We start from the raw sequence: 22,954 nt of genomic DNA, 5'->3' as shown, positions 1-22,954 counted from the left end.
TAAGGTTTAGCAAAGTGTTAAGGCTTACTTTTCGATAGGCTCGTTTGTAAACTCAATATTTTGCTTTTTAGTGGCAGGTGAAACACCCATAAAGTATTCGTAGCCTTTGTCTGAAGAGGTCTTTTTAGCGTCTTCATCACTGAGTTTAATGCTGGTTTGGTCTGAAAACAGCGTGTATTTCGCTTTAGGTTTGTCAGCGGTTTTTGGGGTTGCTTTTGCTGTTGGCTTGAGGATCCCCTTAGGTAGCTCTGCCACTACAGATGGTGTTTGGCTGCTTGGCGCTTTTTCTGTTTTAACGTTGTTGAACTTGTAGTTAAATACACCATTACCTTCAATGTTTTCGACACTTGATTGGTCTTGGTCTTGGTAAGAGGCCAAAATGCCATGCTTGCCTAATGGAATTTCGTGGAACAACTTTTTACCGGTACCGACTTTTACACCATTAACAAACCAATCTGCAGGCACGTTACTGACTAATGTGACCATGGCCGATTTTAAGCCTAGTTGTTCATTAAGCATTTCATCGATTTTGTTGTTATAAGATGGCTTGAACTTCATGGCCACTTTATATTGTAAACCGCCTTTCATGTTCATGTTGGCGTCGATGACTTCGTAAGAAAGCAGCACACTTTTATCATTTAAAAAGGGCGATTCATTACGGGTACTGCTTAAAATACTGCTTTTTGATTCTTTTAAACAATCAGCAATCGTTTGGTATTTAGAACACTCCGTCGAACCATTGATATTAATTGGCAAAGTGCTACTTGATCTTGATAGGTCAGCAATCAAGCGGTTAGTAATATCAGTTTTAAGCTTAAACAACTGCTGACTTTTGGTCGCACGCTGTTTATTGATGGATTCGTATTCAGACAGGATTTCTTCTTTTTCAGCCTCAAGGCGCTTGCTGTCTTGTTCTGCTTTTAGGGTTAACTCATCAACTAAAGTGACTGACTCTTCAATTTGCTTGTAAGTGTTTGGCAAGGTTATCTTTGTGCGGATAGCCTCTGGTAACCCTTCGATTAATTCATCATAACGTTGCTGTTCTGATGCGATGGCTTTTTTAAGCCCTTCAACGTCATAGGCTTTCTTGTTAAGTTGAGAGAATTTGTCATTAACATTGATCAGCAGACTGTCGATATCATACTCGGTTTCGATTTGGTTAAGTGTCTGTTTTTCTGATTTGGTGATGACTTCGAGTGCCGCAAATGAATTACTTGCGTATAAGCACAATAAAGCAAGGCTAATTGAACCGTATCTCACTGATCTCTCCATTATATTTCTCTACAAGCTGGAACCATCGACACTCTGTAATACGCTGAGTGTAATCAGCAAAGAGCAAAATAATCCGTTAATAATTTATAATACTTAAGTTATTTTGCCTTTACAAACAGATTGTGATGCTTAGCTCACAATAAATTGACAAAATTTTGACACATGCAGATATAGCTTCGAGTTTATATTGAAAATTTACAAATATAAACGGAAATAAACCGGTATAAAACAAAACAGAGACCGAAGTCTCTGTTTTACACACAATTGTTACTTATAAATGAATCAAACGTTACTTGTTAATACGTTTATATTTTAATCGGTGCGGTTCAACGACATCGGTGCCCATTGTATTTTTAAGCCAGTTTGAATATTCAGTGTAGTTACCTTCATAGAAGTTCACTTGACCTTCATCACGGTAGTCTAAAATATGAGTTGCGATACGGTCGAGGAACCAACGGTCATGGGAAATAACCATGGCACACCCTGGAAATTCAAGTAGTGCTTCTTCAAGTGCACGTAATGTTTCTACGTCTAAGTCGTTGGTTGGCTCATCGAGTAATAATACGTTACCGCCAGCTTGTAAGAGCTTAGCTAAGTGAACACGGTTTCGCTCACCACCTGATAATGTACCAATGATCTTTTGTTGATCTCCACCACGGAAGTTAAAGCGGCCTACATAAGCGCGACTAGGGACTTCGGTATTGTTGATCCGCATGATATCAAGGCCACCTGAGATTTCTTGCCAGACGGTATTTTTATCATTCATAGAGTCACGGAACTGCTCAACCGATGCAATTTGCACTGAGTCGCCAACAGAAATACTGCCGCTGTCTGGCTGCTCAGCACCTGAAATCATTTTAAATAATGTTGATTTACCTGCACCGTTAGCACCGATAATGCCGACAATCGCACCTTTAGGTACGGTAAAGCTAAGGTTATCAATTAATACTCGGTCACCGTAAGACTTGGTGAGATTATTCACTTCGATAACCTTGTCCCCTAAACGAGAGTCCTGGTGGAATAAACAATTCGTTAGTTTCGTTGCGTTTTTGATAGTCATTGGTATTCAGCTCTTCAAAGCGTGCCATACGAGCCTTGCCTTTAGATTGACGACCTTTAGCACCTTGGCGAACCCATTCTAATTCTTTAGCAATGGTTTTTTGGCGCGCGCTTTCTGTAGATGATTCTTGCTGTAAACGTGCATCTTTTTGCTCAAGCCAAGACGAGTAATTACCTTCCCACGGAATACCTTCACCGCGGTCAAGCTCCAAAATCCAACCGGCTGCGTTATCTAAGAAGTAACGGTCATGGGTAATGGCCACTACGGTGCCGTTATACTCTTGTAAAAAATGTTCTAACCACGCCACTGACTCCGCGTCTAAGTGGTTTGTTGGTTCATCAAGTAACAACATTTCTGGTTTTTCAAGAAGCAGACGGCAAATTGCGACACGGCGACGTTCACCACCTGATAGCACTTCAATCTTTGCATCCCATTCAGGTAAACGCAGGGCATTGGCGGCACGCTCTAAAATATGTTCAAGGTTATGCGCATCTTGCGATTGAATAATCGCTTCAAGCTCGCCTTGTTCTTTTGCTAGCGCATCAAAATCGGCGTCTGGTTCTGCGTAGGCGGCATAGACTTCATCAAGGCGGGTTAAGGCATTTTTAGCTTCACTTACCGCTTCTTCAATGGCTTCACGTACTGTTTGCTGCTCATTTAAGCGCGGCTCTTGCGGTAAATAACCAATTTTTAGCCCCTGCATTGGGCGTGCTTCACCTTCAATTTCGGTATCAAGCCCTGCCATAACTCGTAATAAAGTTGATTTACCTGAGCCGTTTAAACCGAGTACACCAATTTTTGCGCCAGGGAAAAAGCTTAACGAAATGTCTTTTAAAATTTGCTTTTTAGGTGGAACAATCTTGCCCACTCGAAGCATGCTATATACAAATTGAGCCATGTTTATTCAGTCTAATTGTCAACAATGATGCTGATAATTCTACTGTATTCTTTGCGTAACTCAACTGTCGTTTGCAGGTTTTCAGTTGTGGCTTTATTTATGTGCATAGCGCTGAGGGGATTGGCAGTGTATTAGCTATTCAACATGAATCGTTTTGTATTGAGAACACAGTGAATTTCATGTTGTTTATACTGTGAATAATTATCGTTGCAGAGTAGAATACCGCGCAACCTTACTATATAGATAATGATGTTGGAGCTACCATGTTGAAAAAAGCGATGAATATTGCGGATTACGATCCAGAATTATTTAAAGCCATTGAAGATGAAACTTGTCGTCAAGAAGAGCACATCGAATTGATTGCGTCTGAAAACTATACCAGTCCACGTGTGATGGAAGCGCAAGGTTCTCAGTTAACAAACAAGTATGCTGAAGGTTATCCAGGTAAGCGTTACTATGGTGGGTGTGAGTATGTTGATGTTGTTGAAACATTAGCAATCGAGCGTGCAAAAGAGTTATTTGGCGCCACTTACGCTAACGTGCAACCACACTCTGGTTCACAAGCAAACAGTGCAGTATTCATGGCGTTATTACAGCCAGGTGACACAGTGTTAGGCATGAACTTAGCCCACGGTGGCCATTTAACGCACGGTTCTCCAGTTAACTTTTCTGGCAAACTTTACAACATCATTCCCTACGGTATCGACGAGTCTGGTAAAATTGACTATGACGAAATGGAACGCTTAGCGGTTGAGCATAAGCCTAAGATGATGATTGGCGGTTTCTCTGCTTACTCAGGTATTGTTGACTGGGCTAAAATGCGTGAAATTGCAGATAAAATTGGTGCTTACCTATTTGTTGATATGGCACACGTTGCAGGCTTAATTGCCGCTGGTGTGTATCCTACGCCAGTACCTCATGCACACGTTGTAACTTCAACTACGCATAAAACATTAGCTGTCTACTCGTGGCGGCATTATTATTTCTGCAGCTGACGATGAAGACTTATACAAAAAGTTAAACTCTGCGGTATTCCCTGGTGGCCAGGGTGATCCATTAATGCATGTTATCGCGGGTAAAGCGGTCGCATTTAAAGAAGCTTTAGAGCCAGAGTTTACAGTATATCAGCAGCAAGTGGTTAAAAATGCCAAAGCCATGGTTGAAGTGTTTTTAGCCCGCGGTTACAAAATCGTTTCTGGCGGTACTGAAAACCACTTAATGTTGGTTGACTTAATCGGTCGCGACTTAACCGGTAAAGAAGCTGACGCGGCTTTAGGCAGTGCCAACATTACGGTTAATAAAAACTCTGTGCCTAACGATCCACGTTCACCGTTTGTGACATCGGGTATCCGTATCGGTTCACCAGCAATTACGCGCCGCGGCTTTAAAGAAGCTGAAGCGAAAGAGCTGACAACCTGGATTTGTGACATTTTAGATGATGCATCTAACACTGATGTCATTGAGCGCGTTAAAGGCCAAGTATTGGCGTTGTGTGCTAAGTTCCCTGTATACGGTTAATCTTGATTGTTTAGGCGTTGAGGTTTAGGTTAACCTTGCGCCACAAATAGGATAAACTTTAATGGCCGCTAATTTTAGCGGCCATTTTGTTTTCTGCAGGAGGTTCAATGCATTGCCCTTTTTGTAGCGCGACCGATACTAAAGTCATCGATTCTCGTTTAGTGGCCGACGGTCACCAAGTTCGTCGTCGCCGGGAATGTACCGAATGTCATGAACGTTTTACGACCTTTGAAGGCGCTGAGTTAGTGATGCCACGGGTGATAAAACGCGATGGCACCAGACAACCCTTTGATGAAGAAAAACTGCGTGGTGGCATGCTGCGTGCAGTTGAAAAACGTCCGGTATCAATTGATGAAATCGAACAGGCGCTGAGTAAAATTAAATCCACTTTACGCGCCACTGGCGAGCGTGAAGTCGACTCTGAAATGATTGGTAATTTGATGATGGAGCAATTAATGAGCCTAGATAAAGTGGCTTATATTCGCTTTGCTTCAGTTTATCGTGCATTTGAAGATGTGTCACAATTTGGCGAAGCTATCGCTAAATTACAAAAATAATCACTACCTCAAGCCATGATTACCCATTGTGATAAATGAGTAATGCTTTATGGCATTCAAAGAGAGTTCAACCATGTCTAACTGGTCTAGCGTCGATATTGAAATGATGAGCCGAGCCATTATGCTGGCAGAACGAGGCCGTTATACCACAAGGCCTAATCCTTGTGTGGGGTGCGTTATTGTCAAGCAAGGGCAAATTATCGGTGAAGGGTATCATCAACGTGCTGGCCAAGGACATGCTGAGGTTAACGCGCTTAAGATGATTCAAGAGCAAGGCTTATCAGCTCAAGGTGCTACAGCATATGTGACCTTAGAGCCGTGCAGCCATTATGGGCGAACGCCGCCGTGTGCATTGGGGCTTATCAATGCCAACGTCGCGAGAGTGGTTGTGGCTGTGACCGATGCCAACCCGGAAGTGTCTGGACGTGGTATTGCCATGCTTGAAGAGGCGGGTATTGAGGTTGATGTCGGCTTATTAACTGAACAAGCTTACGGGCTAAACCTTGGGTTTATGAAGCGGATGAAAACCGGTTTACCTTGGGTGACGGTAAAAATAGCGGCCAGTCTAGATGGCAAAACAGCCTTGTCTAATGGCGTGTCTAAATGGATTACCGGCACTGCTGCGCGCGCAGATGTGCAAAAATACCGCGCAAGCCACTGTGCATTAATTACTGGCGTTGAAACGGTTTTGGTCGATGACCCAAGTTTAAATGTGCGTTTTGAAACATTGGGCGACTTAACCACTCGTCATACTCCTGGTGAAATTTTTCAGCCACTCAGAGTGGTGTTAGATAGCCGAGCAAGATTAACCGCAAATCAACAACTTTTTGCCATTGAAAGTCCGATCTTACTGGTGTCAGGGTGTGATTATCTGCCAGAGGTTAAAGCGGCTTTTCCTGCTCATGTGTCATTTTTAGTTCTAGAGTGTGATTCGTCGGGTAGAATCCCGTTGTTGGCCTTGTTAACGTATTTGGGGAAAACGGCCAACTCAGTATTAGTCGAGGCCGGTGCGACGTTAGCGGGGGCCTTTGTGGCTCAAGGACTGGAGGATGACATTGTGCTTTATCAAGCGCCTAAAATCCTTGGTAGTCATGGTCGTAATATGCTGCAGCTTCCTAATTACAGTGCGATGGAGCAAACACCTGCCCTGCAATTAATCGACGAGCGCAGCGTAGGCCAAGATAAGCGTTATATCCTCAGATATAATAAAACCTATTAATTGTTGCAAACTGTAAAACCTGAGCGACAGCAAAGAATCAAAATCAAAAGTGAGTCATTATGTTTACTGGGATAATCGAAGCCCTTGGCACATTACGTAAAATTGATCGTAAAGGTAACGATATACGCCTAACGGTTGCGAGTGGAAAATTAGATTTAGCCGACGTTAAATTGGGCGACAGTATTGCAACGAATGGCGTTTGCTTAACAGTAGTTGAATGCCTGGCAGACGGTTATGTTGCAGATATTTCGGCTGAAACTGTCGCGCTAACGGGTTTTAGTCGTTATCAAGTTGGCCAAAAAGTAAACCTTGAAAAAGCGGTGACGGCGACGACAAGGTTAGGTGGCCATATGGTTAGCGGTCATGTTGATGGCATCGCTAAAGTTGAGCAGTGTGCTTATCGAGGCAAGGCGTTAGAGTTTTGGTTGTCGGCGCCGGCGTCGCTGAGCCGTTATATCGCTCATAAAGGGTCGATTACCATTGATGGCGTGAGCTTAACGGTCAACGAAGTTGATGGCACGCGTTTTCGATTAACTATTGTGCCTCATACTGCAGGTGAAACCACCTTGGTAGAGTTAAAGGTTGGCGATAACGTTAATATTGAAGTGGATTTAATCGCCCGTTATTTAGAGCGGTTAATGCAGCCTGAAGCAAACCCTGAGCCGACGTCAGGAGTGACAATGGAACTGCTCGCTAAATCGGGTTTTTTACGCTAATGACATATAAAAATTGTACCCAACATATTCAAATACTATAAATCGATAAATAAAGGTCTGACAATGGCGCTACACAGTATAGAAGAAATCATTGAAGATATTCGTCAAGGTAAAATGGTTATTTTGATGGATGATGAAGACAGAGAGAATGAAGGCGACTTGATCATAGCGGCTGATAAAATTACCCCAGCAGCAATTAATTTTATGGCAACCTATGGGCGTGGACTTATTTGCCAAACAATGACCAAAGAACGTTGTATTCAATTAAATTTACCTTTAATGGTCACCAATAATAATGCCCAGTTTTCAACGAATTTTACCGTGTCAATTGAAGCTGCTGCGGGTGTCACAACCGGTATTTCAGCACACGACCGTGCGGTAACAGTGCAAGCCGCGGTAGCAAAAGAAGCTAAAGCGTCTGATTTAGTGCAACCTGGTCACATATTTCCGTTAATGGCGCAAGAAGGTGGGGTATTAACGCGCGCGGGTCACACTGAAGCCGGCTGCGATTTAGCACGCTTAGCAGGTTGTGAGCCATCGAGCGTGATTGTTGAGATTTTAAATGAAGACGGCACCATGGCGCGTCGTCCAGATTTAGAGGTTTTCAGCGAAAAACACGGGATTAAGATGGGCACCATTGCTGATCTTATTGAATACCGTAATACCAATGAAACCACGGTTGTACGTGAAGCAACCTGTAAATTACCGACTCGTTTTGGTGAATTTACTATGGTTACCTTTAGAGACACGATTGATAATCAACTACACTATGCAATGGTTAAAGATGAAGTAAAGCCAAACTGTTTGGTACGTGTTCATTTACAAAACACCTTTAACGATTTATTGCGTTCTGAGCGCGATCAAAAACGCAGCTGGCCGCTAGAGCAAGCCATGGAGCGAATTGCTGCCGATGGCGGTGTATTGGTGTTATTAGGTAATAATGAACATCCAAGCGAATTACTTGCAAAAGTAAAAGCGTTTGAAGCTGAAGATAACGGTGAGTCACCGGCTTCAGCAATGTGGCAAGGTACGTCACGCCAGGTCGGTGTCGGCTCACAAATCTTAGCCAGTTTAGGTGTCACAACCATGCGCCTATTAAGTTCGCCAAAGCGTTATCATTCACTGTCAGGCTTTGGCTTAGAAGTCACTGACTATATCGGTGAATAAATCGAGTAATCGGTAAATTTAACAATTTCATTAATTGCATAGCGCTCAGGGCTAATGGCTGTGATATCATAGCGCCTCTTTTTGCCCCGAGCCGGGTGCTTTAGCTAATTTAGGTAAGATAGAATGAACGTAGTTCAAGGTAATATCGAAGCGAAAAATGCCAAAGTGGCGATCGTAATATCGCGATTCAATAGTTTCTTAGTTGAAAGTCTGCTTGACGGTGCAATAGACACATTAAAGCGTTTCGGTCAGGTAAGCGACGACAACATTACTGTTGTGCGTGTTCCTGGCGCAGTTGAATTACCACTTGCGGCAAAGCGTGTTGCAGCAAGCGGAAAATTCGACGGAATCATTGCACTTGGTGCTGTGATCCGTGGCGGAACTCCTCATTTTGATTTTGTTGCCGGTGAATGTAACAAAGGTTTAGCTCAAGTTGCTTTAGACTATGATCTACCAGTTTCATTTGGTGTATTAACAACCGATACCATTGAACAAGCTATTGAGCGTTCAGGTACTAAAGCAGGTAACAAAGGTGGCGAAGCTGCCCTTGGTTTACTTGAAATGGTTAATGTACTGCAACAACTAGAACAACAGCTGTAATAGTAGGAAAAGTATGAAACCTTCAGAGCGCCGTAAGGCTCGCCGTCTAGCCGTTCAAGCCATTTATTCATGGCAGTTGAGCAAAAACAATGTTGCTGACGTAGAACATGAGTTTTTAACTGAACAGAACACTGACGGTGTAGATGTTGCTTATTTTCGTGAATTATTATCAGGTGTGGCGTCTAAAACTTCACAGATTGATGATTTACTAAAGCCACATTTAGATCGTGATTTTGAAGATGTTTCACCAGTAGAGAAAGCTATTGTACGTTTGGCAACTTACGAGTTGACCTTCCGTAAAGATGTGCCGTTTAAAGTGGCCATTAACGAAGGTATCGAATTAGCAAAAGCATTCGGTGCAGACGACAGTCACAAGTTTGTAAACGGCTTGCTTGATAAATTAGTGAAACACAAGTAACACCAGAACGGTATCTTCGGATGCCGTTTTTCATATCTATTAATTGTTTCTAAATTAAGGTGGTCGGTTTTCCGTACCAAACTGAATGTGAAAGAATTTCAACTCATTGAACATTACTTCCGCAATAAAGGCCAAAAAAGACGCGATGTTGAACTTAGCATTGGCGACGATTGTGCTTTAGTGAATCCAGCAGAAAATAAATCGATTGCAATATCTTGTGACACGTTAGTTGAAAACGTTCACTTTTTAGCTGACATTCCAGCCCATGCTTTAGGTTATAAATCACTGGCAGTAAATCTATCCGATTTAGCCGCAATGGGCGCAGAGCCTGCGTGGTTTACCTTAGCAATTACTTTACCGAGTGTTGAGCCTGAATGGCTAGAACAATTTAGTGACGGCTTATTTGAAATTGCCGAGTATTACGGTATTGCGTTAATTGGTGGCGACACTACGCGTGGTACTCGCAGTATCACTATAACCATTAATGGCCAAGTGATAAAAGGCAGTGCGTTAACTCGCGGCGGAGCTAACAATGGTGATTGGGTTTATGTCACCGGTACGTTGGGGGATTCCGCTTTAGGTTTAGATATTTTGCGCGGCGCTAAAATCGTTAACACCGATGATAAAGAATACCTGATTAACCGTCATTACTATCCCACGCCACGTGTGTTAGCCGGACAAGCTTTACGCAACTTAGCCACCAGTGCTATCGATTTATCAGATGGGTTGGTGTCCGATATTCAACATGTGCTTAAGGCTTCAAAAGTCGGTGCAATTATCGATGTTAGCCAAATCCCGTTATCATCATCCATTAAAGCAAACTTAAGCCGTGAAGAGGCGCTGAGTTATGCATTAACTGGCGGTGAAGACTATGAATTATTATTTACTGTGCCAGAGTCTCAACGCGGAGCGATTGATACTGCATTGATCCATGCAGGGGTTAAATTTGTCAAAATCGGTCAAATTTGTGCCGGTGATAAACTCAAGTTGGTTGACCAAGGTGAACCGTTTGTTCCGGTATCGCATGGTTTTGAACACTTTTAAATGACGGCTTATGAAACTACTGACTCAAGATAAATTCGTACTCAAACTGTCGCTTACTAACCCTATTCATTTTTTTGCATTGGGTTTTGGCAGTGGTAAAGTTGCCAAAGCGCCAGGAACCTTTGGCACCTTAGCTGCCGTGCCTTTAGTGCTATTAATGCAGCAATTAAGCTTAGGTCATTACTTGTTGATTACTATATTGAGTATGCTTGCTGGTTTTTACATTTGTGGTAAAGCGGCCAAAGATATGGGGGTACATGATCACGGTGCGATTGTGTGGGATGAAGTGGTTGGGTTAATGATCACCATGATCGCTGCGCCCGCTGGTTTTCTATACTTAGTACTTGGTTTTATATTATTTCGCTTTTTTGACATCATTAAGCCTTGGCCTATTCGCTGGCTTGATGCCAAAGTCCACGGTGGTTTTGGGATTATGATAGACGATGTCTTAGCAGGCATATTTGCATTAATTGGAGTGCAACTAGCGATTTATTATTTAACCTGATCCTGAATTCAGGCTATTTATAACAGCCATTTATCACACAATAAAAAAGAGCACCTGATGCTCTTTTTTATTGGGCTATTAGTATTGAAGTGTTGGTATTATTACTACTTGATGGCTATTGAATCATCATTAAATTAGTGCGTAGCTGTTCTATTTCGTTATTCATATTGACGACACGCAGTTTAAGATCGCTTTCATAAAAAGTGCAGCTTAATACTTTACCGATAGGGTTGTAGCGTAATTGCCATAACTGCATCAAGGCATTGTCGTTATCGCAATATTCAGGCTTTTTAAGCATAAGCGATGCATCTGTTGATACAGGCTCTTTAACCATGTTAACGAAATATTCAGCTCGCAAGTTATCATCATCAATGGGTTTAATAAACATTTTGGCTAACCATTGTTCGTAAAATGGTGCAGTATCCTGTTGAGCTTCCATTACCATTTGCTGCATGGCGTTGTGACCAAAGAGCCATTCACCTGAAAATATACGTTCGAAGTCATTTTGACTTAAGCTGAAAGGTGATTGCCAAGCATTGATATTTTTAACCACTTCTTTATTGCTTTGAGCTAAAGTGCTCGCAAAGCGGAGTTGCTCCTTCAGTACACCACTGACAATCATATGAGACAGTAACGATCTCGATGAGTGATATACATTATTCCAAAAGTACGTTTCTTTATTTAGGAATGCTATTGCAGCATCAACATCTATTTTGTTGGTGGTAGTTCCCGGGCGATTCAGAGTACCAAGTAAGCTTAGCTCTCTTAACTGAAAAAGTTGAGACCAGCGAATTTGATCATGAGGCATTAAAGACTGATCGCTTTCTTGCCAATCAGGCATAGCGACTAATACATTGTATTTATCAATATTGGTTTGATGGGCATTAATAGCACGGTTAATTGTTTCATTATTACGGCTGAAAAACTCATTGCAAGTATCCAAATTTGCTGAGTGGCAAGCTTCTTTAAAGTCGCGAATTAATTTGGTCTGCTGATCACTAAAGCGAAGCGTTGCTTCTGGTGGATTCAACTTATTTTCTTCGGTAGTGCCTAGCATCGCCATTACATATACAAACCCGTTTGTGTCCGATACAACAGGTTGTTGCTTTAGCCAGCTTTCAACGAGTAGTGTATTAGGTGATTTTGTTCTGTCAGACGCGTTGATTGCCACTAAGCAAACAACACCAAATACCAATAAACTGCTGATTATCCCAACCAGCACACCAATCGTTTTTAACACCGTCATCATCATTTTTTATCCGCAAAGTCCATTTAACATAATAATAACATGCCGATTAACTTTTGATAAGTGATGACCTTTACTGCAATAACTCGCGAGCATTAGCTAAGGTGTTTTCAGTAATCACGTCGCCACCTAATAAACGCGCCAGTTCATCAACGCGTTGATCTTTATCTAATGCTTGCATTGTGGTTTCAGTGCTACCGGCCTTATTAAACTTATTTACAAACATGTGCTGATGACCATTTCCTGCAACTTGTGGTAAATGAGTTACACACAATACCTGAGTTGATTCTCCAAGGCTGCGGAGCATTCTACCTACTACTGATGCCGTAGGACCTGAAATACCCACATCAACTTCATCAAATATCAATGTTGGAGTGGCGACTTTTTTAGCGGTTATCACCTGAATACCTAATCCTATTCGTGATAACTCGCCACCCGAAGCCACTTTAGAAATGGGTTGTAAAGGCTGCCCTGGGTTAGTGGTCACCATAAATTCGATACTGTCACTGCCATTCATTGAAATATTGGCTGGGTCGTGATTGACTTGGATGCAAAATTTACCTTTAGGCATATTGAGCTCATGAATCGAATGAGTGACTAATTTATCTAGCTCTTTGGCGTAACGACTGCGACTTTGACTGAGCTTTTGGGCATTGGTTAAATAGGCCTTTTGGCTGGCCTCAAGCTGCATTCTTATTTCATCCAGTTTGCTTTCATCACCAGCAAGCTCGGCCAGCTCTGCCACCAACTCTTGATGATGTAATGCGAGCTTGTCTGGGCTAACATGATGCTTTCGAGCGAGTTGCATTGCTGTTGATAAGCGTTTTTCAAGAAAGGCAAAATGTTCAGGGTCGAGTTCTAAGCGACTTAAATAGCTTTCTATTTCACTGGCACTTTCTTGTACCTGGATTAATGCTTCATTTAACATGGTGCTAATGGGCGCAAGCGAGTCATCATATCCTTGTAACGTGTCAGCAATGCTGGTCACTTTATTGAGCAGTGATTCAATGTTGCCTTCATCGCTTTCAGTAAGTAAGTGTAAACCCGCCTGGCAGCATTCAATTAAATCGGTGCCATTAGCTAAACGCTTGTGCTCTTGTTCTATTTCATCAAACTCTTCTAAGCCTAGGTTAAACTCGTTTAACTCTTCGACCTGATATTGCAGCAACTGTTGGCGAGAGATACGCTCATGCTGTGCTTGTTCAAGTTGTTTTAGTTGGTTTTCAACCTGTTTGCAACGCTGATAACTGGCACTAACACTATCAAGGAGTAATTTATGGTTGGCGTAACTGTCGAGCAAATTCAATTGGTGCTCGCTTTTGAGCATTGCATGATGGGCATGCTGCCCGTGAATGCCAATGAGCAACTGGCCAATGGCTTTTAATTGTGTCACGGGTACAGGATTGCCATTGATATAGGCACGAGAACGGCCATCACTATTGATGGTACGGCGCAGAATGCATTCATCTTCAGCGTCAAGATCATTGTCTTCAAGCCAGCGTTTAGCTAAAGGTACATCGTGCAGGGTAAAGCGAGCGCTGACTTCTGTTTTACTTGCGCCAGGCCTGACGGTATTAGCATCACTGCGATTACCTAAACATAACCCCAGAGCGTCGATGGCAATCGACTTACCAGCACCGGTTTCACCGGTGATGCTTGTCATACCGGCTTTAAAGTCGAGTTCTAAAAAACGTACGATAGCAAAATTGTTAATGCTGAGTTGGCAAAGCATAATGAATTCCTGTCAATGAAACCACCAAACCACTGTATTGATAAACAGTATATACTGATTTTTTATACAGTAAAGTAGTTGACTAAAAATTATCTCTGCTTGATTGTTGAGCAATAATTGGCTGATGATTAACCATACGTTTTTAATAGGGTTTCTATTATCGGTAAACTTAAAAAGGTCATTAAGGTGCCGTAGAGGATCCCTTGTGCACTGACATTGGCATGTACCTGGTAACGCTCAGCAAGTAAGTAAACACTTGCTGCCGTGGGTAAAGATGCTAATAACACTCCCATGATTAACCATTGTGGCGTGACACCAAATGCTTTTAGTAGGGCGTATGCAATCAGAGGCTGAACCACAAGTTTTAACAAATTAATGCCGTTTAACTCGACAATTAATCCCGCGCTAAACAATTTTCTACCACTTTGTTGACGCAAGGCTTTAACCAGTACCATTCCGATAGCAAATAGGGCGCAAGGGCTTGAGGTATTGCCTATTTGGTGCAGCATCAAAGTAATACTAGAGGGAAGGGTAATATGACATGCCGACAGTGTGATACCTATTGCGCTTCCAACCACAATGGGGTTTTTACCCAATGCACTTGCCATAATTAATATGGCAGGTTCGGTTGATTGTTTACTGCGGCTCGCAAGCTCAATTGACACCAGCGCGAAGGCAAACATAATAACCGATAATAAGCTCGCTATGGCAGCGGCTACTAAGGCCATTTTATTATCTGGAAACATTAAACTCATCAATGGGATACCGATAAAAGCGGTATTTCCAAATGTAGAGTTTAATGCGCGCATTGCAGCGACAGCTTGTTGTTTAGGCGCTTGCCACAATGACAGTAATACCCCTACCGAATAGGTGATGACCATGGCTAGGCTAAACCCTGCAATAAAGCCCCATTGGGCAATATCTTCAATCGGTGTTTCTGCTAAAACAATCAATAAAATCGCCGGAAATGCGACGTAGTAAACAAATTGATTGAGAATGACATCAGTATCCGCAGGCAAGATCCTGCTTTTTTGAAATAAGCTGCCTAGCACCATGATGGCAAAAACAGCAATAAGCGGGGTAAGAATACTAGACATCCCTCGCGTTTCCTTCGCAAAATGATAGAGGTGTCACTGTACCGCTTTTGCCTGTTGTGATGCAATTAGACTAATGATAAAGATGATGTTTTTAATGAGACTAGCGTTGATTGAGTCAGAATTTAATCGGTTATCGTTTAATGAGGTCTGAACACTTTTCTTTCAGTATCAGTGTTTACCTTAAGGTTTATCATTTGCGGGGTTATTTAGTGACTTTTGGCGGTGGTAAGATGCCAAGTTCAGTAAAAAAATGCACTTGTCTTCTTAATTCAAACAATGAACCAACACGAACTTGGTTGCCAATCACTAAGGTCCAATTATCTGTTTTACCGTCAGGGTTGGTAAAGGTGTAACCTTGGTAAAAAATCTTTTTCATTGACGATTACTCTATAAAGCCTGAATTGCTTCAGGCTGTTTAGATGACAACAGATTGAGTGCTGTGGTTATTATTGTGGTTTTAGTTGTTAGGGCTAAAGTGGTCTAAAACGGATCATTGTATGCTGATGCCAATATTAGATACACCCGCATCAATAATGTCTTTGCGTAAGCCTTTGACTAATTCGCTATTAATATCCGGATTGGCCTCAATAATATCAAGTAGCATACCTTGAAGCTCTTTCTCTTCTTCCATTACTGGATGTGAAAACACGAATTCATCGAGCTCTTCATCCATTAATGACTCATCGCTAATGGCTTCAATATAGTTAGCAACAGTGCTTGATGACAATTTGCTGATGTTAGTGATGTCTTCTTCAATTTTGCTGTTAATTGCACTCATTAGGGTTGCAATGGCAACTGCTGCATCCATTGCTGGATACGCTCCGTAGGCTTCAAAATCACTTGGGTCTGGGGTGTTGTCATCTAGGCGTTGTAAGTGCACCTCAATATTGAATTTAATTTTTTTGTCGTACTGGCTTTGCCATAGCAACTCTAATGCAGTGCTTAATACCTGTGGTTCACCGAATTCGCAGACTTCTGAAAACAACTGATAATTAGGTAGCATGCGTTGACATAAGGCAAGTGCAAAAAGTTGCTTTTGTGGTAAAGAAAGTGCTTTAAGGCGTTTAAAAAAGCCGGTTTTACTGGTCATTAGGTATATCCACTGATAGCTGGTTTATAACTTGATTTGCCGCTGATTCTACCTTAGTTAACTCATCAAGTAACTCTAGTATTTCAGGTTCTAAATCATCGATGTCAATTTTGTGCTTTAATCCCGACTCAATGTCTTGGCAAAGCTTTTGGGTTGTTGGCACTCCGCAATAACAGGTTGCACCATGCAGTTTATGCACTGTTTGTAATAAGGTGCTGCTGTCGCGATCGTTCAATGCGTTGGTGATGGTCTCGACGGTTTCAGGTAATGAGCTGACAAGCATTTTTAGCATATCTAATGCTAAATCAGGTTTTTGGTTTGCCTGGGTTAGGCATAAATCCCAATTGAGTACTTGGGTATCAAAGTGAGTAAATTGGGGTTTAACAATCCAACGACTGATTACACTTTTTAAAGATACTTCATCGATGGGTTTAGGTAAGAACCCATCCATTCCGCTGGCTAAATATTTTCTCGCTCTTCAGCTATTGCATGGGCGGTGACAGCAATAATAGGCGTATGGCGATTAAGCGATTGTGCACGTATATGCTGGGTGGCCGTTATCCCGTCAGTGCCTGGCATTTGGATATCCATAAAAATCAAGTCAAATGCGTGTGCTTTGGCTTGCGCTATAGCTTCTTTGCCATTATTAACAGTGACGACATTAGCGACCAACTCTTTTAATAATGTATCAATGAGTTTTAAGTTAGCGATGTTGTCATCAACAGCTAAAACAGAGGCATTGAGTCGTTTAGGAACATCAATTTTCGCGGGTTCCGGCAAGCTGATTAACGTTGCTGGTGTTGGCGGATATATTAAGTGATGCGCGAGGGTAAAATCACTTACAGGAGTATTAAGCAGTATGTCAGCATTGGCTTTGAGTACATTGATAATCACATCTTGGTTAAGGCAATCATGCAAGATGACTAGGCATTCTGTATGCTGGCGTGCTTGTTGTAATAATTCAATAAAGGCGGCGTTGTCTGTAAAGCCATGACAACTCATGATGATGTAATCAAATTTGCTGTTTTGGCTTTTGAGTACTGATGTCAGGTTATCTGAGTTAGCCACATTGGTTAAAATAAGCTGCCACGATACCAAACGGCGATTAAGCATGTCGCGCGTTAATTCACGTGGTTCATACAGTAATACCGATTTATGCTGAAGCATTTCAACGGGGATCACTTCACCAATTTCAAATTGGCTGATCCCAAGAGGTAAAATAAACCAGAAGTTTGACCCCTTATTTGGCGCTGAGGTAAAGCCTATCTGGCCGCCCATTTGATTAATAAGGCGTTTAGTAATCACCAATCCTAACCCTGTGCCGCCAAAACGGCGTGAAATGGATGAGTCTGCCTGGCCAAAAGCTTGGAACAAATATTCTTGCTGGCTTTCATCAATGCCAATCCCGGTATCGATCACTTCGCAGCGTAGGGTGATGTTATCTTCATCTTGTCCAACAAGGTGAATTTTAAGGATCACGCTACCAATGTCGGTAAACTTGATTGCATTTCCAACCAGGTTAGTAATGATTTGGCTGACTCGCATAGCATCGCCACTGACACTTTCGGGGACGTTTTCATCAATGTCGATAACCAACTCTAGGCCTTTCTCTTGGGCACTACCGGCAATAATGGTTAAGGTTTCTGTTAGAGTCTCGCGCAGCGCAAAAGGCATTTTTTCAAGCACCATTTTACCGGCTTCAAGTTTAGAAAAGTCGAGAATGTCATTAATAATGCCCAATAAATTACTGGCGCTTCGCTCAATGGTTTTAATGTAATCGAGTTGACTGGTGTGCAGAGGCGTTTTAAGTAACTGTCTTGCAAAGCCAATGACGCCGTTAAGCGGTGTGCGTAACTCATGGGACATATTTGCCAAGAATTCAGATTTAATGCGGCTGGCTTCTAAAGCGCGCTTTTTGGCTAAATCTAACTCTACGTTTTGAATTTCGATTTGCTCTAATGTTTCGCGTAAATCGGAGGTGGCCTGGTCAATGTTTTGTTGCATTTCATCGTGGTATTCAGACAATGAACTCGCCATGGCATTAATACCACGTTTTAATAAATCCAATTCACCAATTAAGTTACCTTCAAGGCGGGTGTCGAGTTTGCCTTCACGAATTTTTGCCACCACCCGCACCATTTCTGTAATGGGATGGTTAACATGTTTCACCAAACGGAAGGTGAAAAATAAGTTAAACTGTACACCAATCAACACAATAATAAACGCGGCAATAGCGGCTCGATGTTGTTCAAGAAGGGCATTTTCTTTGTTCAACAACACCGAAATATACCCTAATATTTGTTCTTGTTGGCTGTTATAAATGGGTTCTATAAAGTGCTGGGTGATGGGTTGGGTATCATTATCTTTTGAGCGGTTTAAGCTACTTACTAATGATGCTTCATAACCGGTATGCGAAATAATAGGCACTCTAATGACCATGGTGTCACCAATGGTTTCGTGCTCCGCGCCAATCAATTGAGTCAGGGGCTGTTTATAACGCATGGTTTCAAAGTCTTTGTGATAATGCGAGGTGACAAACAGCTGGTTTTCGGCATCAAATACGGCAATAGAATGGATGAGTGATGCGTTGTTTATTTGCGAGGCTGCTAGTAAGCGTTTGGTTGATTCACGGTCTTGATTAATGATGCCGAATTCGCTGGCGATGGCCAAAGGCTCAACAATATTACTGCCTTTGACGATTAAGGTGTCTTCCAATTCATAAAAGCGGTTTATCGTGAAATAACTTCCAAGTAGAATACCCACTACAATTGTGGGCGCTAACGCTAGTACCAGAACCCAAGAACGTAGGCTGTATTTGGTCATATTGTTGGCACTTTTCATGTCAGTTAGGTGTGTTCCTGATGCTAAATCGCTACTATTGCGTCTAGACTGCCAGAAATAGCGCACACTTGACTAGTTTTTTATTCGACATCTGAGGCCGAAATGGCACAATTTTTCAAAGAAAAACCGAACAAATCTAAACAATTATCTGCCAAGCTTTCATTAGACATCACCCAGTTAGATCATTTAGGTGCCGGAATAGCCCAGCATCAAGGTAAAGTCGTGTTTATCGCAGGGGCATTGCCAGGCGAACGAGCCACGGTGCAGCTTGTTGAACAAAAGAAAAGTTATGCCAAAGCTAAACTCATCAAAATTGATAGTCCAGCCACTAGCCGTATTAAAGCCCATTGCCCGCATTATGTGCAATGCGGCGGCTGCGATTTACAACATATGGACACACAGGCACAACGCGAACATAAACAAACTACGTTAGTTGACCTTATTGCTAAGTTATCCAGTGCTGAGGCGGTAGCTGAAAACCTTGTTGCCACACCCATTGTTGATAATGCCTGGCATTATCGCCGCCGAGCTAGGTTGGCGACAGTATTTGACAAAAACACCCAACGTTTACAATTGGGGTTTCGGGCCGCAAACAGCAATAAAATTGTTGAAATTAACCAATGTCCAGTGCTTGCAGCGCCGTTGTCTGATCTTATCACGCCGCTGGCGGTTAATTTAAATCAGCTAAAAGCCAAAGCCAGTTTAGGCCATGTTGAATTAACCCAAGCTGACAATGGTCACTTTGCTGTGTTGAGAATAACGAAAACCTTACCTAATTCAGATTTACGTTGGTTAAGTGGCTTTGCCGAAAAACATCAACTTAAGGTGTTGTTGCAAGATGATGCAGGTAAATTAACCCAGCTTTACCCAACTTTGTTATCTGACGAAGATAAAGTGACATTACCGTTTTACCTTTTAGCGGATAACAGTGTTCGTTGCTCATTCACGCCGGGTAATTTTGTTCAGGTGAATGGTGTGATAAACCAAGCTATGGTTGAACAAGCGATTGACTGGCTCGATCCTCAAGCTGGCGAGCGGATCCTTGATTTGTTTTGCGGAGTCGGTAATTTTAGTTTGCCGTTAGCGAAAAAAGCGGCGCAAGTGATTGCCGTTGAAGGTGTGGCAGAAATGGTTGAGCAGGCCAAACAGAACGCTCTCGATAATCAATTAACTAATGTGAGCTTTTACCATGCAGACTTAAGTGCCGATTTATCTGAGCAAACCTGGCTGGGTAAAATTGATAAATTGTTACTTGACCCTGCTAGAGCCGGCGCCTATGAAAGTCTACAATGGCTGCAAAAAATGCAACCTAAAAAGGTGGTTTATGTGTCGTGCAATCCGGCAAGTTTAGCCCGCGACAGTAGTGTATTATTAGCCAATGGTTATCGAATTGCTAAAGTAGGTTTAGTTGATATGTTTCCTCAAACGCATCATATTGAGGCGATGGTCTTATTTGAACTAGGTAAATAAGTGTCAACTTTTTCAGTATTATCAACTGGTATGCTATAAAATTGTTCAATTAATCATGTTTGAATTGACAAACGTGCCTAGGGCTTCAAGATAGCATATTCAGTTGTCGTTTTTACCTCATTTCACCTTGAATCAGTGAAGTGAAGGTGGGTATCAGTCGGTCATGCGGCTAAGGAAGGGTTCATGGTATCTGTTCGCGAAGCACATTTTAATACGCAAGCATTCCAATTAGATGAGTGGGTCGCCCGTTATATTGACGATAAAGACGACGCTCAAACACTATTATCGTTGATCCAGCAAGTTGAGGCCTTACCGGTCAAAAACAAACTGGCGCACACCGAGTTGCTTGCGCGTGCTCGTGAAATGATCGAAATTTTAGCGCCACTTAACATGGACATTGAAACCCTGCAAGCGGCAGTGCTGTTTTTAATGCATGAAGCAGGCGTGTTAAGTGATGAACAATTAGCCGAAAAGTATGGCGAAAATTTAGCTAAGTTGGTGGCCAGCGTGGTCACCATGAATGCCATTGGCGCCCTTAAAGTCAGCGAAAATTCGCGTGACGCCGAACCTCAAATCGACAATATTCGTAAAATGTTACTGGCGATGGTTGAAGACGTACGTGCAGTAGTGATCAAATTGGCTGAGCGTGTGTGTTTATTGCGCGCGGTTAAAAATGCTGACGAAGAAACTCGCGTATTGTTAGCCCGTGAAATTGCCGATATTTACGCACCGCTTGCTAATCGCTTAGGTATAGGTCAGCTCAAGTGGGAACTTGAAGATATTTCGTTCCGCTACTTGCACCCAACGGTATATAAAGACATCGCTAAACAACTTGATGGTAAACGTGTTGACCGTGAAGTGTTTATCGACAAGTTTGTTACGCAATTACAAGCGCGTTTAGACAAGGATCAGATCCGCGCCAAAGTCTATGGCCGCCCTAAGCATATTTACAGCATTTGGCGTAAAATGAAGGGTAAAGATCTTAAGTTCGATGAACTGTTTGACGTACGTGCTGTACGTATCGTTACCGAACGCTTACAAGATTGTTATGGCGCGTTAGGCGTTGTGCATGATTTATGGCACCACATTCCACGCGAGTTTGACGATTACGTCGCCAACCCAAAACCGAACGGTTATCAATCCATTCATACCGTCGTGGTGGGACCTGAAGGCAAAACTGTCGAAATTCAAATCCGCACCGAAGCCATGCATCAAGATTCTGAACTTGGTGTGGCTGCACATTGGAAGTACAAAGAAGGTGCGGGTAACGCCAAACAAACCGGCTACGAAGAAAAAATTAACTGGCTACGTAAAATTTTACAGTGGCAAGAAGATGTGGCCGAAAGTGGTAACTTGGTTGATGAAGTCCGCAGCCAGGTATTTGAAGACCGAGTCTATGTATTTACCCCTAACGGTGAAGTTGTCGATTTACCTTTAGGCTCGACGGTGCTCGACTTTGCTTATTACATTCATTCACAAGTGGGGCATAAGTGTATAGGCGCCAAAGTAGATGGCCGTATTGTGCCGTTTACTTACCAGGTTGAAACCGGCGAGCGCATTGAAATCATTACGTCAAAAACGCCAAACCCAAAACGTGACTGGCTCAATCCTAACTTAGGCTATATCAAGTCATCTCGTTCTCGATCTAAAATTCAACATTGGTTTAAACAGCAAGACCGCGACAAAAATATTGCCGCCGGCAAAGAAATGCTCGAGTCAGAGTTATCCCGCGTTGGCTTAAAAATTAAAGATGCTATCGTGGCAGTTGAGCGTTTTAACCTTAATACCATGGACGACATGTTAGCAGCCATAGGCGGAGGTGATTTACGCTTAAACCAAGTGGTTAACTTTACCGAAACTAAAGTCCGTAAAGTGGAAGATACCGACGAAGACTTAGTGGAAGACATTCTTAAAAAAGCCTCTAACAAACCGAAAAAATCAAGCAAAGGCCAGGTTGAGGTTAACGGTGTCGGTAATTTAATGAGTCATATTGCCCGTTGTTGTCAGCCGGTACCGGGTGATGAGATTTTTGGTTATATCACCATGGGGCGTGGTATTTCAGTGCATCGCAGTGATTGTGAACAAGTTAAAGAATTAATGCGCGCACACCCTGAGCGCAGTGTTGATGTCATTTGGGGCGAAAACTATTCTGGCGGATACCGTATTCGAGTACGGGTATTATCTCATGACCGCAGCGGTTTATTGCGCGATTTAACCACAGTCCTCGCAGCTGAAAAGTCAAACGTAATGGCCATGAGCTCATCATCAGATGTAAAAACGCAAACGGCAACCGTGGAGCTTGAACTTGAGCTATACAACCTTGATGGATTATCGCGCATCATTGCGAAATTATCACAAGTCGACGGTGTCATTGAGTCTCGTAGATTATAAAACCGTAAGAATCAACAAAAGACTCGGCACAAAGGCACCTTAATCTGGGTGCCTTTTTAATTAAAGTGTCGTTCAATTTAGAGGAAAAACAAGGTGGCAAACATTCAATCGTT

18 protein-coding genes and 2 pseudogenes are annotated in these 22,954 nt (G+C 42.4%); 11 read left to right on the top strand and 9 right to left on the bottom strand.

From position 1 onward, the window contains the following. Positions 1-24: 24 nt before the first annotated feature. Together N4T56_RS13915 and ettA are read right to left on the bottom strand one after the other, a co-directional pair. Positions 25-1,260, bottom strand: coding sequence for a hypothetical protein (locus N4T56_RS13915; protein ID WP_261733643.1), 1,236 nt, complete (start codon positions 1,258-1,260; stop codon positions 25-27). A 301-nt stretch (positions 1,261-1,561) separates the two neighbouring features. Beyond that, a pseudogene (ettA, locus tag N4T56_RS13910) lies at positions 1,562-3,230 on the bottom strand (energy-dependent translational throttle protein EttA). Between the two features lie 263 nt (positions 3,231-3,493). Here ettA and glyA point away from each other — a divergent pair. The 9 genes and pseudogenes from glyA (at position 3,494) to N4T56_RS13865 (ending at position 10,974) form a co-directional block, all read left to right on the top strand. After that, positions 3,494-4,748, top strand: a pseudogene (gene glyA / locus N4T56_RS13905) (serine hydroxymethyltransferase). 107 nt (positions 4,749-4,855) lie between these two features. Then, complete coding sequence (nrdR, locus tag N4T56_RS13900; RefSeq protein WP_188917341.1) at positions 4,856-5,305, top strand: transcriptional regulator NrdR; 450 nt, start codon at positions 4,856-4,858, stop codon at positions 5,303-5,305. 73 nt (positions 5,306-5,378) lie between these two features. After that, positions 5,379-6,524, top strand: coding sequence for a bifunctional diaminohydroxyphosphoribosylaminopyrimidine deaminase/5-amino-6-(5-phosphoribosylamino)uracil reductase RibD (gene ribD / locus N4T56_RS13895; RefSeq protein ID WP_261733642.1), 1,146 nt, complete (start codon positions 5,379-5,381; stop codon positions 6,522-6,524). 59 nt (positions 6,525-6,583) lie between these two features. Continuing rightward, positions 6,584-7,240 (top strand): riboflavin synthase, encoded by a 657-nt coding sequence (locus N4T56_RS13890; RefSeq protein ID WP_188917345.1) that lies wholly within the window; start codon positions 6,584-6,586, stop codon positions 7,238-7,240. A 63-nt stretch (positions 7,241-7,303) separates the two neighbouring features. Further along, positions 7,304-8,407, top strand: a complete 1,104-nt coding sequence (gene ribBA / locus N4T56_RS13885) for a bifunctional 3,4-dihydroxy-2-butanone-4-phosphate synthase/GTP cyclohydrolase II (RefSeq protein ID WP_261733641.1) — start codon at positions 7,304-7,306, stop codon at positions 8,405-8,407. Positions 8,408-8,530: 123 nt separating this feature from the next. Next, positions 8,531-9,007: a 6,7-dimethyl-8-ribityllumazine synthase gene (gene ribH / locus N4T56_RS13880; RefSeq protein ID WP_188917349.1), complete on the top strand. Its 477-nt coding sequence runs from the start codon at positions 8,531-8,533 to the stop codon at positions 9,005-9,007. Between the two features lie 13 nt (positions 9,008-9,020). After that, a complete protein-coding gene (gene nusB, locus N4T56_RS13875; RefSeq protein WP_188917351.1) occupies positions 9,021-9,425 on the top strand; it encodes a transcription antitermination factor NusB in 405 nt (134 codons plus the stop codon). Positions 9,426-9,512: 87 nt separating this feature from the next. Then, positions 9,513-10,469: a thiamine-phosphate kinase gene (gene thiL / locus N4T56_RS13870; protein WP_261733640.1), complete on the top strand. Its 957-nt coding sequence runs from the start codon at positions 9,513-9,515 to the stop codon at positions 10,467-10,469. Positions 10,470-10,479: 10 nt separating this feature from the next. Further along, positions 10,480-10,974, top strand: coding sequence for a phosphatidylglycerophosphatase A family protein (locus tag N4T56_RS13865; RefSeq protein ID WP_261733639.1), 495 nt, complete (start codon positions 10,480-10,482; stop codon positions 10,972-10,974). Between the two features lie 115 nt (positions 10,975-11,089). Here the strand turns inward: N4T56_RS13865 and N4T56_RS13860 are convergent, their stop codons facing one another. The 7 genes from N4T56_RS13860 to barA form a co-directional block, all read right to left on the bottom strand. Then, entirely contained in the window at positions 11,090-12,226 is a 1,137-nt protein-coding gene (locus tag N4T56_RS13860; protein WP_261733638.1) for a hypothetical protein, read from the bottom strand. Between the two features lie 67 nt (positions 12,227-12,293). Beyond that, positions 12,294-13,952, bottom strand: a complete 1,659-nt coding sequence (recN, locus tag N4T56_RS13855) for a DNA repair protein RecN (RefSeq protein ID WP_261733637.1) — start codon at positions 13,950-13,952, stop codon at positions 12,294-12,296. 128 nt (positions 13,953-14,080) lie between these two features. After that, positions 14,081-15,049, bottom strand: a complete 969-nt coding sequence (locus tag N4T56_RS13850; RefSeq protein ID WP_261733636.1) for an AEC family transporter — start codon at positions 15,047-15,049, stop codon at positions 14,081-14,083. Positions 15,050-15,251: 202 nt separating this feature from the next. Next, the gene (locus tag N4T56_RS13845) at positions 15,252-15,425 is read right to left on the bottom strand and encodes a DUF3319 domain-containing protein (protein WP_238106987.1); all 174 of its coding nucleotides are present in this window, start codon (positions 15,423-15,425) and stop codon (positions 15,252-15,254) included. Between the two features lie 114 nt (positions 15,426-15,539). Then, positions 15,540-16,139: a YjaG family protein gene (locus tag N4T56_RS13840; RefSeq protein ID WP_261733635.1), complete on the bottom strand. Its 600-nt coding sequence runs from the start codon at positions 16,137-16,139 to the stop codon at positions 15,540-15,542. Then, complete coding sequence (locus N4T56_RS22945; RefSeq protein ID WP_449329050.1) at positions 16,129-16,590, bottom strand: Hpt domain-containing protein; 462 nt, start codon at positions 16,588-16,590, stop codon at positions 16,129-16,131. Before N4T56_RS22945 ends, N4T56_RS13840 begins: the two co-directional genes overlap by 11 nt. A gap of 8 nt (positions 16,591-16,598) precedes the next feature. After that, entirely contained in the window at positions 16,599-18,980 is a 2,382-nt protein-coding gene (barA, locus tag N4T56_RS13835) for a two-component sensor histidine kinase BarA (RefSeq protein ID WP_449329049.1), read from the bottom strand. Between the two features lie 102 nt (positions 18,981-19,082). Here barA and rlmD point away from each other — a divergent pair, with 102 nt between their 5' ends. Together rlmD and relA are read left to right on the top strand one after the other, a co-directional pair. Continuing rightward, positions 19,083-20,450, top strand: coding sequence for a 23S rRNA (uracil(1939)-C(5))-methyltransferase RlmD (rlmD, locus tag N4T56_RS13830; protein WP_261733634.1), 1,368 nt, complete (start codon positions 19,083-19,085; stop codon positions 20,448-20,450). Positions 20,451-20,633: 183 nt separating this feature from the next. Beyond that, positions 20,634-22,841, top strand: a complete 2,208-nt coding sequence (relA, locus tag N4T56_RS13825; protein ID WP_261733633.1) for a GTP diphosphokinase — start codon at positions 20,634-20,636, stop codon at positions 22,839-22,841. Positions 22,842-22,954 lie beyond the last annotated feature (113 nt).

Source organism: Shewanella phaeophyticola (assembly GCF_025398315.1).
Lineage (GTDB): Bacteria > Pseudomonadota > Gammaproteobacteria > Enterobacterales > Shewanellaceae > Shewanella > Shewanella phaeophyticola.
The sequence above is the reverse complement of the archived record's forward strand: the minus strand, read 5'-3'. Positions and strand labels throughout refer to the sequence as shown.